General features: G+C 61.6%; 16 protein-coding genes. 10 read left to right on the top strand and 6 right to left on the bottom strand.

Annotated features, from left to right (window positions below; genetic code table 11):
* The first annotated feature begins 14 nt into the window (after positions 1 to 14).
* Entirely contained in the window at positions 15 to 950 is a 936-nt protein-coding gene (locus PCS43_RS29915) for an alpha/beta fold hydrolase (RefSeq protein WP_007732711.1), read from the top strand.
* Between the two features lie 87 nt (positions 951 to 1037).
* A complete protein-coding gene (locus tag PCS43_RS29910) occupies positions 1038 to 1544 on the top strand; it encodes a ClbS/DfsB family four-helix bundle protein (RefSeq protein WP_050656853.1) in 507 nt (168 codons plus the stop codon).
* Here PCS43_RS29910 and PCS43_RS29905 read toward each other — a convergent pair.
* On the bottom strand, positions 1535 to 2113 hold the full coding sequence (locus tag PCS43_RS29905) for a GNAT family N-acetyltransferase (protein ID WP_030536976.1): 579 nt from the start codon (positions 2111 to 2113) through the stop codon (positions 1535 to 1537). The two genes, PCS43_RS29910 and PCS43_RS29905, sit on opposite strands and share 10 nt — an antisense overlap.
* A gap of 214 nt (positions 2114 to 2327) precedes the next feature.
* Between PCS43_RS29905 and PCS43_RS29900 the strand changes: the two genes are divergently transcribed.
* Positions 2328 to 3122: an SDR family NAD(P)-dependent oxidoreductase gene (locus PCS43_RS29900; RefSeq protein WP_209909904.1), complete on the top strand. Its 795-nt coding sequence runs from the start codon at positions 2328 to 2330 to the stop codon at positions 3120 to 3122.
* Position 3123: 1 nt separating this feature from the next.
* Here PCS43_RS29900 and PCS43_RS29895 read toward each other — a convergent pair whose 3' ends face one another.
* Genes PCS43_RS29895 through PCS43_RS29880 form a run of 4 tightly spaced genes read right to left on the bottom strand, consistent with a single transcriptional unit; the run spans position 3124 to position 5890 of the window.
* On the bottom strand, positions 3124 to 3582 hold the full coding sequence (locus PCS43_RS29895; RefSeq protein ID WP_054187461.1) for a nuclear transport factor 2 family protein: 459 nt from the start codon (positions 3580 to 3582) through the stop codon (positions 3124 to 3126).
* Positions 3583 to 3633: 51 nt separating this feature from the next.
* Positions 3634 to 4422, bottom strand: a complete 789-nt coding sequence (locus PCS43_RS29890; RefSeq protein WP_209909901.1) for an SDR family NAD(P)-dependent oxidoreductase — start codon at positions 4420 to 4422, stop codon at positions 3634 to 3636.
* Between the two features lie 30 nt (positions 4423 to 4452).
* Positions 4453 to 4749, bottom strand: coding sequence for a hypothetical protein (locus tag PCS43_RS29885; protein ID WP_003940353.1), 297 nt, complete (start codon positions 4747 to 4749; stop codon positions 4453 to 4455).
* Entirely contained in the window at positions 4727 to 5890 is a 1164-nt protein-coding gene (locus PCS43_RS29880) for a Rieske 2Fe-2S domain-containing protein (protein ID WP_003940257.1), read from the bottom strand. Before PCS43_RS29880 ends, PCS43_RS29885 begins: the two co-directional genes overlap by 23 nt.
* A 237-nt stretch (positions 5891 to 6127) precedes the next feature.
* On the opposite strand from PCS43_RS29880, the gene hsaA reads away from it, so the two are divergent.
* The 7 genes from hsaA (at position 6128) to PCS43_RS29845 (ending at position 12067) form a co-directional block, all read left to right on the top strand.
* Positions 6128 to 7294: a 3-hydroxy-9,10-secoandrosta-1,3,5(10)-triene-9,17-dione monooxygenase oxygenase subunit gene (gene hsaA / locus PCS43_RS29875; RefSeq protein ID WP_042448427.1), complete on the top strand. Its 1167-nt coding sequence runs from the start codon at positions 6128 to 6130 to the stop codon at positions 7292 to 7294.
* Between the two features lie 38 nt (positions 7295 to 7332).
* On the top strand, positions 7333 to 8625 hold the full coding sequence (locus tag PCS43_RS29870) for a glutamine synthetase family protein (RefSeq protein WP_209909898.1): 1293 nt from the start codon (positions 7333 to 7335) through the stop codon (positions 8623 to 8625).
* Between the two features lie 65 nt (positions 8626 to 8690).
* Positions 8691 to 9050, top strand: a complete 360-nt coding sequence (locus PCS43_RS29865) for an ArsR/SmtB family transcription factor (protein WP_003940373.1) — start codon at positions 8691 to 8693, stop codon at positions 9048 to 9050.
* Positions 9043 to 9504, top strand: a complete 462-nt coding sequence (locus PCS43_RS29860) for an SRPBCC family protein (protein WP_050656857.1) — start codon at positions 9043 to 9045, stop codon at positions 9502 to 9504. Before PCS43_RS29865 ends, PCS43_RS29860 begins: the two co-directional genes overlap by 8 nt.
* A gap of 81 nt (positions 9505 to 9585) precedes the next feature.
* Positions 9586 to 10467 carry an SMP-30/gluconolactonase/LRE family protein gene (locus tag PCS43_RS29855; RefSeq protein WP_030536983.1) on the top strand — a complete coding sequence of 294 codons (882 nt, stop codon included), beginning with the start codon at positions 9586 to 9588 and terminating at the stop codon, positions 10465 to 10467.
* A 1-nt stretch (position 10468) separates the two neighbouring features.
* On the top strand, positions 10469 to 11485 hold the full coding sequence (locus PCS43_RS29850) for a TIGR03617 family F420-dependent LLM class oxidoreductase (RefSeq protein ID WP_058037665.1): 1017 nt from the start codon (positions 10469 to 10471) through the stop codon (positions 11483 to 11485).
* 30 nt (positions 11486 to 11515) lie between these two features.
* Positions 11516 to 12067, top strand: a complete 552-nt coding sequence (locus PCS43_RS29845; protein WP_007732686.1) for a pyridoxamine 5'-phosphate oxidase family protein — start codon at positions 11516 to 11518, stop codon at positions 12065 to 12067.
* A 79-nt stretch (positions 12068 to 12146) separates the two neighbouring features.
* Here the strand turns inward: PCS43_RS29845 and PCS43_RS29840 are convergent, their stop codons facing one another.
* Positions 12147 to 13679, bottom strand: coding sequence for an FAD-dependent oxidoreductase (locus tag PCS43_RS29840; protein ID WP_037128865.1), 1533 nt, complete (start codon positions 13677 to 13679; stop codon positions 12147 to 12149).
* Positions 13680 to 13738: the final 59 nt, after the last annotated feature.

Genomic DNA, 13738 nt, shown 5'->3' with positions numbered 1-13738 from the left:
AGATGAGGATGAGAATGAAGAAGATTCGTACCGTTGCACTGAAGCTGGTTGCTTCGGTGTCCGTAGTTCTGGTTGTGCTGGTATCGATAGCGCTCGTATTCAATGTCGGCTCCAGCAAAGCGAGCGTTCCGGCCGGGGAGACGGGCAACCAGTTCGTGTCCGTCGACGGAAAGAACATGAGCTACTCGATCCGCGGCAACGGCGATCAGACCATAGTGCTGTTACCCGGGTTCGGAACGTCCGCACCGATTCTCGACTTCACACCGCTTGTCAACGAGCTCGCACCCGACTACCGCGTCGTCACGATCGAGCCCTTCGGTTACGGCTACAGTGACGGAACGGACAAGGACCGCACGACTGCGAACATCGTCGAAGAGATTCATACGGCAGTACAGTCGCTGGGAATTGACGAATACATCCTCATGGGGCACTCGATCACTGGTCTCTATGCGCTGGACTACACCGCGAAGTACCGTGACGAGGTCACCGCATTCGTGGGTATCGACAGCAGTGTTCCAGGGCAGCCGAACATGGATACCAAATTCCCGATCGACGCACTCCGAGTTGGAAGGCAATTGGGCTTGGCGGAATTGCTGTCCAAGGTCGTCGGTGGTGAAGCCTCGGACGAGTACCTCGATCCCGCCGCGAAGGACGAGATGCGACAGTTGACTGCGAAGAACAACTTCAGCGATACCTATCTCAACGAGATGGATCATCTTTCCAGTAACTTCGCTGAAGCAATCGGCAAGACGTTCCCAGCCGATCTTCCGATTCTGTTGTTCGCCGTGAACAATTCAGAAGTTCAGGGCTGGACAGAGCTGCACGAGGGGCAGGCAGCCTCCGTCGACCACGGAGAGGTGATCTTGCTGGACGGAGACCACTACCTGCACCACACCAGGTCGAAGGAAATCGCCGAGAACCTCGGAAGGTTCTTGGGTGAGCTGAACTGAATCCGGGAGGACGTTAAAGTTGGAGGCGGGGCCATCGAGTCGAGATGGTCCCGCTTCTTTCTTCTCCACTGATCGTTCGGAGGCATTGTGGCGCAGACCTGGTCACGCGAAGAACTGGTGAGCGAGCTGGACTCGGCGTATTCGAAACTCGAAGCGTTACTCGACGGCGTCGCCGAGGCCGATGCGTTCGACGCCGTTGCCGTCGACGCGTGGACGGTGCACGACGTACTCGCTGTGCGTGTCTGGTGGGCAGAGGCCGTCGCAGAGTGGATAGGTGCCGGGCTGCGAGACGAGGCTCCGCAGACGCCGGCGGCGGGTTACAAGTGGACGCAAACACCCGCACTGAACCAGTCGGTTGTCGACGCGAGCATCGACATTCCGGCTCAGGAGCTTCGTGACCGCTTGGGAGCTGCTGTTGCGATATTGCGCAACTACATCGAGACCCTTGACGACGATCAACTGCTGTCGGTCGGGGTTTTCTCGTGGACCCGGACGTGGCCGGTCTCGAGGTGGATCGCCGTCAACACGATCACCCAATACGCGTCGTTGTCGAAAATGATTCGGCGAGTGCTGAAGTCGAACAATCAGCCCTGAAGTCGATGCATCCGCCATACGTCCGGTCCGTCGGGGAGCGAGGTCTGGCCGACGATCGTGAAACCGAACCGTTGGTACAGCGGTAGATTTCGTTCGGTCGACGTATCGAGCCAGCAATTCTGTTCGGTTCGATCCAGTTCCGCCAAAGCATGTTTCAGTAGCGCAGAACCCAATCCGGTTCCGCGTGAGCGCGGCGTCGTACCGATCGTTGCCAACGACCACGCGTTGTCGGGGACGGGAAGCGCAGACAGTTGTTCGTCAGCCTGAAGAACGCGCTCGAACCGATCTCCGTGCAGTTCGACGATCTTCTCGACGGTCGCTTCATCAGGCTCTGGAGCGTCCGGCGGCAGGACTGCGATGACGCCGTTGCCGGAATCGTCTATGTAGGAACGCCCGAACGGTAGTGCCAGGTGTTCGAGGTAGATCCGTTGCAGAGTCGCGACGCGTTCCACGTGGGAGTCTTCGGCGACGCACCAGTTCGTCCAGGGGTAGTCGGCAAACGCCTCGCCGAGAACCTCGGCGGCACGGTCGAGGTCGTCGATGGACAGCGGTCGAACAGAATTCTGCATAGTGCCACTTCAGCACAGTGAGGTCTTCCGTCGCCACTCGATTTCGGCGGTGTAGCAGGTGCGCGGGCCGTGGTCACGTACTTGTGAGTTCATTCAAGAAAGTTGGACGAGGCTGTCGATCCTGCGTTGACTGGTAGTGATCGGGCAATCGCCGAGCTGTCAACTCCGGGCACGTGAGATCCGGGTACGGCGATTCTCCGCGAAAGGAACAGATATGAACAGGCTCGAAAGCAAGAGTGTAGTGATCACAGGCGCCGCCAGTGGAATCGGGCGTGCAGCAGCACAACTCATGGCGGCAGAGGGCGCCAAGGTGTTGGTCGCCGACCTCGATCCTGCGCGTGCAGAGGAAGCGGCGGTGGCGATTCGCGAGACCGGTGGCAATGCACTGGGTTTCGGCGTCGATGTCATGAACGAGGACTCTCTGGCAGCGATGATCGAAAAGGCGGTCGCCGAATTCGGCGGCATCAACGTCCTGTGTAATCACGTGGGCGGTAGTAACCCGAGCAAGGATCTCGACCTGCTCCGGATGGACTTGGACGAGTGGGATCGCGTGATGTCGCTCAACGTCCGCAGCACTGTCGTCGCTTCTCGACTTGCCATTCCGCACATGAACAGTGCCGGTGGAGGATCGATCGTCAACACGGCCTCGGTAGGTGGATTGATCGGGGATTCCCTGCAGTCTGCCTACGGATCCGCCAAAGCGGCAGTCATTCGTCTGACGCAGTACATCGCAGTCCAGTACGGAGCAAACGGTGTTCGGTGCAATGCCGTAGCGCCGGGCGCGATCATGACACCCGCTCTCGTGGACAACGTCCCCGCTGATGTCATCGACGGCATGAAGCAGGCAAACGCCCTGCCTTACCTCGGCGAACCCGAAGACATCGCGCATGCCATGGTCTACCTGGCTTCGGACGAATCTCGCTACATGACGGGGCAGACCCTGGTGGTCGACGGCGGACTCACCAGCAAGAGTCCGCTCGCGACCGGCCGTTCGTCGATGTTGAGCTGAATCAGCTTCGCCAACCGCTGGGGCCGGCGCCCAGAACCTCGATGGATCCCTGACTGGCGTGTGAATGCTTGGTGCGGTGCGTCATTCGCCACTTTCCGTCGATCCGCGCCCATGAGTCGTGGTAGTCGCCGAGGGTGAAGAAGTTCAGGTGAGCCTTGCTCCCGGTGCCCACATGCATGTCGCTGACATAGGAGCGGCTGGTGGCGAGATCGCCGACCACCTCGACCAGCACGTTACCGATCAGATGTTGGGTGGGACCGCACTCGTCGAGGAACGAGCGGATGGACGCCACTACCTCGGCGGGTCCGCGCAGAGTTCCGGTGCCCAATTCTGCCGTAGCGTCCGGCGTCATGATCCGGTGGAGTTCATCCCACGCTCGCGCATCCATGGCTCGGGCGAACTCGAAGATGGAGCGGGTGATCTCGCGTTCGTCGAGAAGAGTGGTGATGTCGATGCTCATGCTGTGCGCCTTTCTTAACGTCGGGGGGTTAATAAAGGCGCACAGCAGATGTCAGCGGTTGAGCAGCTTGCGCATCGCTTCGGCAGCGCCCTTGACCGTCTTGTCTCGGGGGAAGCCACTGCGCTTCTTGGCGCCTTCGTAGTTTCCTGCAGCCACCCAGATCGGGCCGTCGGCAAGGTGTTCGAGACCTTCACGTGCAACATCTTCGGGCTCTGCGACGTTCATGCCCGGGATGTCGAAGTTCAGTCCCGCGCGAATCATAGCGGGTGTGCGAGTGACACCGAGAATGAACTCGACGACGTGAACGCCGTACGGCTGGAGTTCGAGCCACAGGCTTTCGGCGAAGATGCGCCCGAATGCCTTGGACGCCGCGTAGATGCTCTGGTGCTCGGAGCCCATGAATCCGGCCAGCGAACCGAGCAGCATGATGCCGCCGCGTCCGCGATCCTTCATCAATCCGCCGAAGTGGTGCGAGAGTTCGAGCTGCTTGTTGATGTTCAGCTCGATGACTCCGGCAAATCCCGTCAGATCTCCGGTGACGAACTCGTGGCCGTAGCTGTTGGCGCCGGCGTTGAAAATGAGGAGACCAACCTCGACGTCGTCGGTGACAGCCTTGATCTGATCGAGCGCGTCCGGAACGAGCAGATCCAATGCGAGAGTGCGTACTTCGACGCCGTTGGCGCGTGCCTTGGCCGCGGTCTCCTCGAGCGGGCCCGGCTTGCGGGCGATGAGAACGAGGTTGATGCCGATCTTGCTGAGCTCGTCGGCGAACCCTGCGCCGACACCTTCTGAACCGCCGGCGATGACTGCCCACGGGCCGTAGTACTGAGGATCGATCATTACTACCTTCTTCGAAAGATGTTGGCTTGACTAGTGAAACGGAGTCGGTACGGGTTCGCTGTCGTCGACGATCGGCTGAGGCACCGGCTCGTCGTTGAGGATCTCGAGTTCGCCCGCTGTTGCAGCGTTCACGATGGACGCGATCAAGGCGCCGCACTGCTTGCGAGGGGCACCGGGTCGTCCCTCTCGCTGCCCGAATTCACGGTCGTCGGCGATTTCGAGGCACTGGGCGCGGGCCTGGTCACTCCACTGAACGGTGGTGTGTTCCCAACTGTTCTTCTGGACCAGGACCTGAGCCTTGCACTCAGCGCACTGAAGAGGCTGCATCTTCGTCTGCCTTCTTTGCAGCGAGGTTGTCTTCGACTTCCTTCTGCCAGGCTGCGACGGGTCGCGCGGTGTCGAGTTCGAATTCGAAGCGCTCGGTCATCTCGGGAGCGATGTCCGCGACATCGACGTAGAACTGTTCGTACCAGCGACGGAGCTGGTAGACCGGGCCGTCTTCTTCGCACAGGAGCGGGTTCTCGATGCGAGTCTTGTTCTTCCAGATCTCGACGTCCTGCTCGAAGCCCTTGGCGATGAACGTGCCGAAGTTCGCGGCCATCGCGTCGGCGGCTTCACCCTGGAAGCGATCCGACTTCTTGACGATGATGCCGTACTGGAGCACGAACTTGTCAGCGCTGACCGGGTAGTGGCAGTTGATGAGCACAGAGTCGACGTTGTAGTCCTCGTACTCGTAGGTCAGGTCGTCGACCATGAAGGAGGGGCCGAAGTACGTGGCAACCGAGTTGCTGCCGACCATCTTCGGGGTGCCTGCTGCGTGGGGACGCATGTCCGAGCGAGCGACGCCGCGCATGTACTGCGTTGCGGCGTGGCCTTCGAAGACGTTCTTGAAGTACGTCGGGAAGGAGTAGTGCACGTAGAAGAAGTGCGCCATGTCGACGATGTTGTCGACGATTTCGCGGCAGTTGGTGTCGACGGTCGTGGTGTACCAGACCCAGTCGCTCCACTCGTCGCTGAGCGCGCCTTCGATGCGGGGGATAGCCACGTCGTCGGTCGGCGGGTTGCCCTCGGGGTCGTGCCAGACGAAGAGCATGCCGTCCTGGTCGAGGGTTTGCCAGGCGCGCGTCTTGGCCAGCGGGGGGACGCGGCGTGCGTACGGAATCTTCTGGCACTTGCCGTTGCCGCCCCAGCGCCAATCGTGGAACGGACAGGCAATGGCGTCGCCCTTGATGGTGCCCTGGCTCAAGTCGCCACCCATGTGACGGCAGTACGCGTCGAGGATCTTGACGTTGCCTTCACTGTCGGCGAAGACGACCAGTTTGGTGCCGAACGCCTCGATGGAGTGCGGCTGGCCGTCCTTGAAGGACTCCGTGAGTCCAATGCAGTGCCATCCACGCGCAAAGCGTGTAGGCGCGGTTCCAGCTTGGATCTCGCGAACCTCGTCGTTGTCGGACTGAGTGATCGTCACGATGAGTCCCGTCCTTTCCAGGGGCAGTGTCGACGCCCGACGCTAGGGGAGCGTGAATTGCCTCTGGGGTCTCGTCTCACTGGCCGGGACCAGCGGCGAGCGCGAGGATCCGGCGGCTGATCCCGGCCTCCGGGACTTCCGATCACCGGAACGCGTGACCGACATATCGTGACGGGGCAGCCGTTATGTCTATCTGCCGATCCGCTCCCTCACGGTTCGGTGCGAGGAGTGTCTCCCATGGTCAACAAGGTTCTGAGTTCAGTCCGTGATCTGCTTCCGAAGATCGCGGCCCGCGCTCAGAAGGTCGACGATTCGCGCAAGATCTCCGAACGGACCATCCGGGAGCTGTCCGAAGCCGGCGTCTTCTCCATGCTGGCGCCGAAAAGATACGGAGGTGCCGAGAGCGACCCGGTTCAGTTCTACGAAGTGGTCAGGGCCATCTCGGCTGCCTGCGGCTCGACCGGTTGGGTCGCGTCGGTGGTGGGGGTGCACCCGTGGCATCTTGCACTTTTCGACGACCGAGCGCAGGCCGACGTGTGGGGAGAGGATCAGACGACGCTCATTTCGTCCGCCTATGCGCCGGTCGGTCGACTGACGGCGGTGGACGGAGGCTACGAGCTATCGGGCCAGTGGGGTTTCTCCTCCGGTTGCGACCACGCGAGTTGGGCGTTGCTGGGAGCGATGGTGGTCGGCATGGATGGTCGTCCCGTCGATTTCATGACGGTGTTGGTGCCGCGCACCGATTACGAAATCCGTGACGTGTGGGATGTCGTGGGTATGCGGGGCACCGCGAGCAACGAGATCGTGGTCGACAAGGCCTTCGTTCCCGAGCACCGATTGAAGCGCAACTACGAGACCGCACAACTGCGTGGTCCTGGCCAAGCGGTCAATCCTGGCCCGCTGTACAAACTTCCGTTCGGGAGCATCTTCACCTCGACGGTTGCCGCTCCGTGTGTGGGCATCGTCGCCGGTTGTTACGAGGGGTACCTGGACGTGATGCGTGAGCGCGTCCGTCTGAGTTTGGGTGGTGGACGGTTCAGTGAGGATCAGTTCGCTCAGGTCGCCGTCGCACGTGCGTCGTCGGAGATCGATGCTGCGATTCTGCAGATGGATCGCAATATCCGGGAGATGTACGAACTTGCTGTGGCCGGTCAGGAGCTCCCACTCTCGATGAGGCTGCGTGCGCGTCGTGATCAGGTTCGTGCGACGGAACGCTCGGTGGAAGCGATCGACATGCTTTTCAAGACGGCAGGCGGGAACTCCCTCTCTCGCGGAAACCCGATCGAGCGTGCGTGGCGTGACGTTCATGCGGGCAGCGTTCACGTTGCCAACGAACCCGAGCGCGCGTTGGCGCTCTACGGCCGGGCGGCGTTCGGACTGCCGGTGGAGGACAACCTGATCTGACGGGTTGGCGCGTCACCGGGTGGGGTATTTGCCTTTGGATGAGGGAAGTACCGGCTCTGACCATCGGCTCGATCGTCGACATGGCGGGTGTCGCGCGCGCGAAGGTGATGCCGGCCGGCCGAACCGGTGTCTTCGAGAAAGCCGGTGCGGGAGTCTCACCGAGCTGGAACGTCTTCTGTAGCGACGATCGGATTGCCTTCACCGATTCCTTTTCCGTCGTGGGTGATCTCCGGTTGCGTATCGACCGCTCCGACCTCCGTGATCTCGGCGGGGGCGTGTCGTGGGCGCCGGCGACGTTGCACGAGCAAGACGGTGCGACGGCTGCCGTGTGTACTCGGTCCGCACTCACTGCCGTCGTGGCGCGGCTTGCCGCCGACGGACTGGAAGCTCGGGTGGGTCACGAGATCGAGTTCACTCTTTTCGGTGATGCGTGCAACGGAGCGTGGTCGGCGTACGGGTTAGGTGCAGTCCTGCGCCGCGAGGACTTCCTCAAGGACCTTCTGCGCAATGCCGAACGCGCACAACTTCATATCGAGCAAGTGCATGCAGAGTACGGACCGGAACAATTCGAGATCTCCATCGCTCCGGCAACTCCTGTTCAGGCTGCCGACCTGGTGATACTGGCCCGGATCTTGATCAGCCGCACTGCCAGAGCCCACGGATTGGCGGCCTCGTTTTCACCGATACCTACGATCGGAGGTGTAGGGAACGGTGCACACCAGCACTTTTCGTTGAACTCAGGTGGGCGGCCCGTCTTCTCCGGTGGCGGGCAGGAGTACGGGATGACCGACAAAGGATCATCAGCTTTGGGTGGAATCCTCTCTCACCTAACGGAATTCACGGCCGTCTTTGCGTCCTCACCGCTCTCCGGGGTCAGGCTGCGACCGGACAATTGGTCGGGGGCCTACGTCTGTTGGGGGCTCGAGAACCGGGAAGCGGCACTGAGATTCTGCGCCGAGTCACCGTCGAATCCACACGGCGCCAACGCCGAAGTGAAAATCGTCGATCCATCGGCCAACCCGTATCTGGCGACCGCTGCGATACTTGGCCTCTCGCATATCGGTATCGGCAATGCCTCGCCATTGCCGCCGGAAATTGTGGTGAACCCGTCGACTCTCACGGAGGCGGAACGTGATGAGCGCGGGGTGACCCGAGTCCCCACCGATCTGCGCGAGATAGTGCAGAAGTTCAACTCCTCCTCGGTGGCGAAGGAAATCTTCGGGGAGCCGATCATCGAAGCGATGGTGTCGGTGAAGGGAGTTGAGCGCGAGACTTTCTCCCAGATGGACGAGGCGACAACCGTCGAGCGGCTTCGATATACCTGGAGCTGAAAGGGTTGACGCGCAAGATGTCGAGTCCTATGTTTAAGCTATTCCTTAATTAAGGAGTTGCTTACATGGACGAGCGAAGCGGCCGACTCGATGCAGTGTTCAGCGCATTGGCCGACCCGACGAGGCGTGAAATGCTCTCTCGCCTCACTGATGGTTCGATGACCGTCGGTGAGTTGGCCGAGCCGTTCGAAATGAGTCGACCCGCCATCTCTCAGCATTTGAAGGTGCTCGAGCGAGCCGGTCTCATCGAACGAACCGCCACCGCGCAATGGCGCACGTGCACCCTTCGCGCAGAGGGTCTCGACGACGCCAGCGCCTGGGTCGACGAACACCGGCGAGGCTGGAACGAACGCTTCGACCTCCTCGACGAGCGTCTACGTGAGCTGAAGCAACGTCGACCGAAGAAGGAGAAGGACAATGAGTGACCAGAACGTCGATGCCACTGCAGAATTCACCATCACCCGGATCTTCGATGCGCCGCGCGACCTTGTCTGGCAGGCGTGGACCGACCCCGACGAGGCGGCGCGCTGGTGGCATCCGAAGGGTGTCAGCAGTCCTCGGGAGTACGTCACGATCGACCCCCGGGTTGGCGGAACGTACCGCTACCTGATGATCAACGACGAGAACGGAGCCGAGTACCCCACCGGCGGAACCTATCTCGAGGTCGACGAGCCGAAGAGGCTGGTCTTCACCTGGGGAAATCCGAGTGATCCGGTGGATGCCGCACCTCGGATAACGGTCACGCTCGCAGAACGGGGTGACAAAACCGAGATGACCTTCCACCTGGTAGGAATTCCGGGATTCAAGGGTGACGGGAATGTGTACGACGGATGGGAATCCGCTTTCGACGTGTTGGACGAAGTTCGCGCCGGCGACTAGTCGGGAATCGGACACCGCGACAGCGGTGCCGGTGATTGAATGGGGCTGATAGTCCATTCGTCACCGACGCAGGAGAGCCTGATGGCACCAGAAGTTGCGGTAGTTCTCGAGGGATACACCTACTTCGAATGCCCGCGCTGGCACGAGAACCGGATCTGGGTATCGGACTTCTACACCTACCAGGTGATTTCGGCCTGCGAGGACGGGACAGACATACGCGTCGAGGCGGAGGTTCCAGGGCAGCCGTCCGGGCTGGGGTGGCTTCCGGACGGCAGATTACTGGTCGTCTCCATGCGGGACCAGAAGATTCTGCGGCGAGAATCCGATGGCGAGTTGGTGGTGCACGCAGACTTGTCCGGGTACGTCAGTGCCAACGTCAACGACATGCTGGTCGACGCACAGGGACGAGCGTACGTGGGCAACTTCGGGTTCGATCTGATGAACCTGGCCCCCGTCGAGACGGCAGATCTCCTCCGCGTCGACCCCGACGGATCGGTGCACGTCGTCGCGCGAGATCTCCACTTCCCCAACGGAATGGCTCTGACGTCGACCGGAGATCTGCTCGTGGACGAAACGCTGGGAAATCGAATCAGTGCGTTTGCCGTCCAGGCCGACGGCTCTCTGGGTGAACGCCGCGACTGGGCGTCGTTCGGGCCGGTGCCTGGTGGACCCGAGATGGAGACCACCCTCGCTCAGATCGTCGTTGCGGCGGACGGGTGTTGTATCGACGGAGACGATTCGATGTGGGTGGCCGATGCCCTCGGAAGCCGTGTTCTTCATGTGGGCGCCAGCGGGGAGATAGTCGACGAAATTGCCTTCGACAGCGGTGTCTTCGCTTGCGGACTCGGCGGTTCCGACGGTCGTACCCTGTTCGTTTGTGCCGCCCCGGATTTCAATGAACACGCTCGCAAGGTGGCTACCGAAGGAAAGCTGCTGTCGATTCGCCTGGAGCCTTTGAGCTGATATGGAATTGGTGACCTCGCTACCTGCCGACACTCCGCTGCGGCAGGTAGCTGAGCACGTCCGACGCATCGAGAACCTTGGTTTCGACACGGTGCACATCTCCGAAACCATTCGTGATCCGTTTGCGGTGGCGGCCTTGGCCGTCGAGCACAGCAGTACTCTCACTGTCCGGACGTCGATGGTTGTCGCGTTTGCGCGCAGTCCCATGGTGACGGCTTTGGCTGCCTGGGATCTTGCGGGTTTCTCGGGTGGGCGATTTCAACTGGGGCTTGCGACGCAGGTGCGTGGGAACATCGTCGGGCGGTACTCGATGCCGTGGACGGATCCTGTTGCGCAACTGCGTGATTACGTCAGCGCTGTACGCGAGATCTTCCGAGTTTTTCAGGAGGGCGGTGAACTCGACCATGCCGGAACGCACTACACCTTCGACCGGCTGCAGCCCTACTTCAATCCGGGGCCGCTCGATGTTCCGGCTCCGGAGATCTGGACCGGGGGAGTGAACTTGCGCATGTGCTCACTGGCGGGAGCCGTCGCCGACGGTTTTGTTTCTCACCCCACCAGCTCCCATCCGAAGGTGCTCGCGGAGAGGATCATTCCATCGTTGACGGCAGGAGGAAGGAAGCCGCGACTGATTGCCGTTCCGAAGATGATCACCGGCAAAGATCCTGCCGCGATACTTGCTCAACGAGAAGCGGTGCGCAGTGAACTTGCCTTTCTCTACTCCACTCCGGCGTACCGAGTCGCGCTGGAGGTCCTCGGATTATCCGAGGTCGGGGAAGAACTGACAGTGATGGCGCGGGCAGGTGATTGGGCTCGACTACCTGCCGTCCTCACCGACGATGTTCTCGACAGGCTGGTCACGCAATGCACCTACGCCGAACTCCCCGAGGTGCTGAGTTCGAAATACGCGAGTCTCTGCGACGGCATTGCACTGGCGGTGCCGGCGAATCCCGCCGACGACCGCGTCTTCGCAGCGATGTGTGAGGAGATTCGAGCCGCCGCAGCGTCTGCCCCGTGACGTCCAGTCGGCGCGAACTACACTCTCGACATGGGGCGCGTCTACGAAGGCATCGATGAAAAGCTCACCACGTGGTTGCAGGCTCAACCGCTGTTCGTCGTTGCCACCGCACCGTTGTCTGCTGACGGGTTGGTCAATTGCTCACCCAAAGGGGGAGTCGGATCGTTTGTGGTGCTGACATCCAACCGGGTGGCGTACCTCGACCTCACCGGCAGCGGTGTGGAAACCATCGCGCACGTGCGCGAGAACTCCCGAATAACACTGATGTTCATGGCGTTTGACGGACCACCGAAGATCGTACGACTGCACGGTCACGGACACGTTCTGCTTGCAGGGTCGGAACCGTTCAACGAGCTTGTCGGTAGGTTCCCTGAGCACCCGGGGCTGCGGTCGATCGTCGTGGTCGATCTGACGCGCATTTCGGATTCGTGCGGATACGCAGTACCGCTGATGGACTACCAATCCGATCGTGACGTGCTCGACCGCGTAGCGGAGAAGAGGGGGCCGGAGCGGCTCATCGCCTATCGCGCCGAGAAGAACGCGAAGAGTGTGGACGGGTTGCCCGGTATCGACCTGGAGTGATACAAAATCGCGTCGCCGTGCGAAAGAGTGTGGGGCAGGTGATTCTGACATTGCCTGCCCCACGTCCTCGTTGTGCTGGTTACTTCGCCATGTCCTGGGCTGCTCGGTACGAGAAGACCATGGCCGTGCCGAGCGGAACGCCAGGACCGGGGTAGAAGCGGCCGCTCAGTGACGCGCTCGTATTGCCGGCGGCGTACAGGCCGTCGATGGCGCTGCCGTCGGCACGCAGGACTCGACCGTTGACGTCGGTGACCAATCCGCCCTTGGTGCCGAGGTCACTGAGGACGATGCGGGCCGCGTAGAACGGACCGTTCTCGATCGCCGTCAGTGCCGCATTCGCGCCGCCGTTGGGTGGGCAGAAGAATGCGTCGTACGGGTCTTCGCCGCGATGGAACTCTTCGTCGACTCCCAGCTTTGCGGCATCGTTGAACTTTTCGACAGTGCTGCGCAATGCGTCGGCCGGCAGTCCGGTCTTGGCGGCGAGTTCTTCGAGAGTGTCGGCGGCGACCCAGGTTCCGGCCTCGAGGTGCTTGGCGGGCGCCGTGTTCGGGATGCAGATGGCAGGTAGTCCGCCACCCTCGCGCGAGTCGAAGATCATGAACGACGGCACTGCAGAACCGTTGTCGTCGTGCGCATCCATGGCCCGGCCGAACTGGTCGTACGGGAGAGACTCGTTGAGGTAACGCTCGCCCGCGTTGTCGACGACGAGTCCGCCGCGAACGCCGACCATGAATGCGGCGCTGCCGTCCGGCTGCTCGACGCCGGGGCAGAACCACGCCTGATCGAGCAAAGCGGTTGCGCCACCGACAGCAATTCCGGCGGAGATCGCGTCACCGGTGTTGGCGCCGAAGGGACCCATACTCCAGATCGCTTTGCCGGGGGTGCCGGCCTGCTCACGCATCTCGGCGTTGCCTTCGATGCCGCCCGCTGCCATCAGCACACCGCGGTTCGCCTTGATTCGCTGGGTTTCGCCGCCGGATTCGACCTCGGCGCCGACAACCCGACCGTCTTCCACGATCAGGGAGGTGAGGATGGATTCGGTACGAAGTTCTGCGTTACCGGTGCTCTGGACTGCGGCCAGCAGTCGGCCGATCAGTGCGCGCCCACCGATCATCGGGCCGGGAGCATGATCCTGACCGGTGCGGTCTTGGTCGAGTTCCGGACGCACCTTGCCGGCGAGGTCACCGATGTCGGCGGGATCGAGATCGAGAGGGTTGATGGAGCGTCCCGTGTCCATCCGGCCTTCGGCCTTGTAGTAGTCGGGGAACGCACGGAACTCGAATTCGATGTGCGGGTTCTGCTCGAGTAGTGCGACGACATCGGGAGCGGTCTCGACATAGGCATCCTGGCGCTCGGACTCGGCGTCGCCGAGCAATGCGCGCAGATAGGTGCGTGCGTTCTCCGTTGAGTCGGGGAGTCCCGCACGTTCCTGTACTTGGGTTCCCGGCAGCCAGATGGATGCGCCCGAGTACGCGGAAGTTCCGCCGAAGCGATCGGTTTTCTCGAGGACGATCGTCGTCAATCCTCGAGCTGCCGCGGTGTATGCGCCGGTCAGCGCGCCGCCGCCGGAGCCGACTACCAACACGTCGCACTCGGTGGTCCAGTCCTGCATCATTGCGTCCTAACTCCAAGAGGGTGGGGTGTCCACGGAATACCGCACGGGGAGAGAAG

The organism is Rhodococcus sp. C-2, assembly GCF_027854095.1.
GTDB classification, from domain to species: domain Bacteria; phylum Actinomycetota; class Actinomycetes; order Mycobacteriales; family Mycobacteriaceae; genus Rhodococcus_F; species Rhodococcus_F qingshengii.
Note: the sequence above shows the minus strand (reverse complement) of the source record. Positions and strands in the feature narration are given on the sequence as shown.

Excerpts from the sequence above, each read along its gene's own strand:
- PCS43_RS29895 (WP_054187461.1), bottom strand. The coding sequence starts at position 3,582 with ATGAGCATCGACATCACCACTCTTCTCGACGAACGCGAGATCACCCGC.
- PCS43_RS29860 (WP_050656857.1), top strand. The coding sequence starts at position 9,043 with ATGAGTGACCAGAACGTCGATGCCACTGCAGAATTCACCATCACCCGG.
- PCS43_RS29840 (WP_037128865.1), bottom strand. The coding sequence starts at position 13,679 with ATGCAGGACTGGACCACCGAGTGCGACGTGTTGGTAGTCGGCTCCGGC.
- PCS43_RS29850 (WP_058037665.1), top strand. The coding sequence starts at position 10,469 with ATGGAATTGGTGACCTCGCTACCTGCCGACACTCCGCTGCGGCAGGTA.
- PCS43_RS29915 (WP_007732711.1), top strand. The coding sequence starts at position 15 with ATGAAGAAGATTCGTACCGTTGCACTGAAGCTGGTTGCTTCGGTGTCC.
- PCS43_RS29905 (WP_030536976.1), bottom strand. The coding sequence starts at position 2,113 with ATGCAGAATTCTGTTCGACCGCTGTCCATCGACGACCTCGACCGTGCC.
- PCS43_RS29890 (WP_209909901.1), bottom strand. The coding sequence starts at position 4,422 with ATGATCGATCCTCAGTACTACGGCCCGTGGGCAGTCATCGCCGGCGGT.
- PCS43_RS29865 (WP_003940373.1), top strand. The coding sequence starts at position 8,691 with ATGGACGAGCGAAGCGGCCGACTCGATGCAGTGTTCAGCGCATTGGCC.
- PCS43_RS29900 (WP_209909904.1), top strand. The coding sequence starts at position 2,328 with ATGAACAGGCTCGAAAGCAAGAGTGTAGTGATCACAGGCGCCGCCAGT.
- PCS43_RS29870 (WP_209909898.1), top strand. The coding sequence starts at position 7,333 with ATGAGGGAAGTACCGGCTCTGACCATCGGCTCGATCGTCGACATGGCG.
- hsaA (WP_042448427.1), top strand. The coding sequence starts at position 6,128 with ATGGTCAACAAGGTTCTGAGTTCAGTCCGTGATCTGCTTCCGAAGATC.
- PCS43_RS29885 (WP_003940353.1), bottom strand. The coding sequence starts at position 4,749 with ATGCAGCCTCTTCAGTGCGCTGAGTGCAAGGCTCAGGTCCTGGTCCAG.
- PCS43_RS29845 (WP_007732686.1), top strand. The coding sequence starts at position 11,516 with ATGGGGCGCGTCTACGAAGGCATCGATGAAAAGCTCACCACGTGGTTG.
- PCS43_RS29855 (WP_030536983.1), top strand. The coding sequence starts at position 9,586 with ATGGCACCAGAAGTTGCGGTAGTTCTCGAGGGATACACCTACTTCGAA.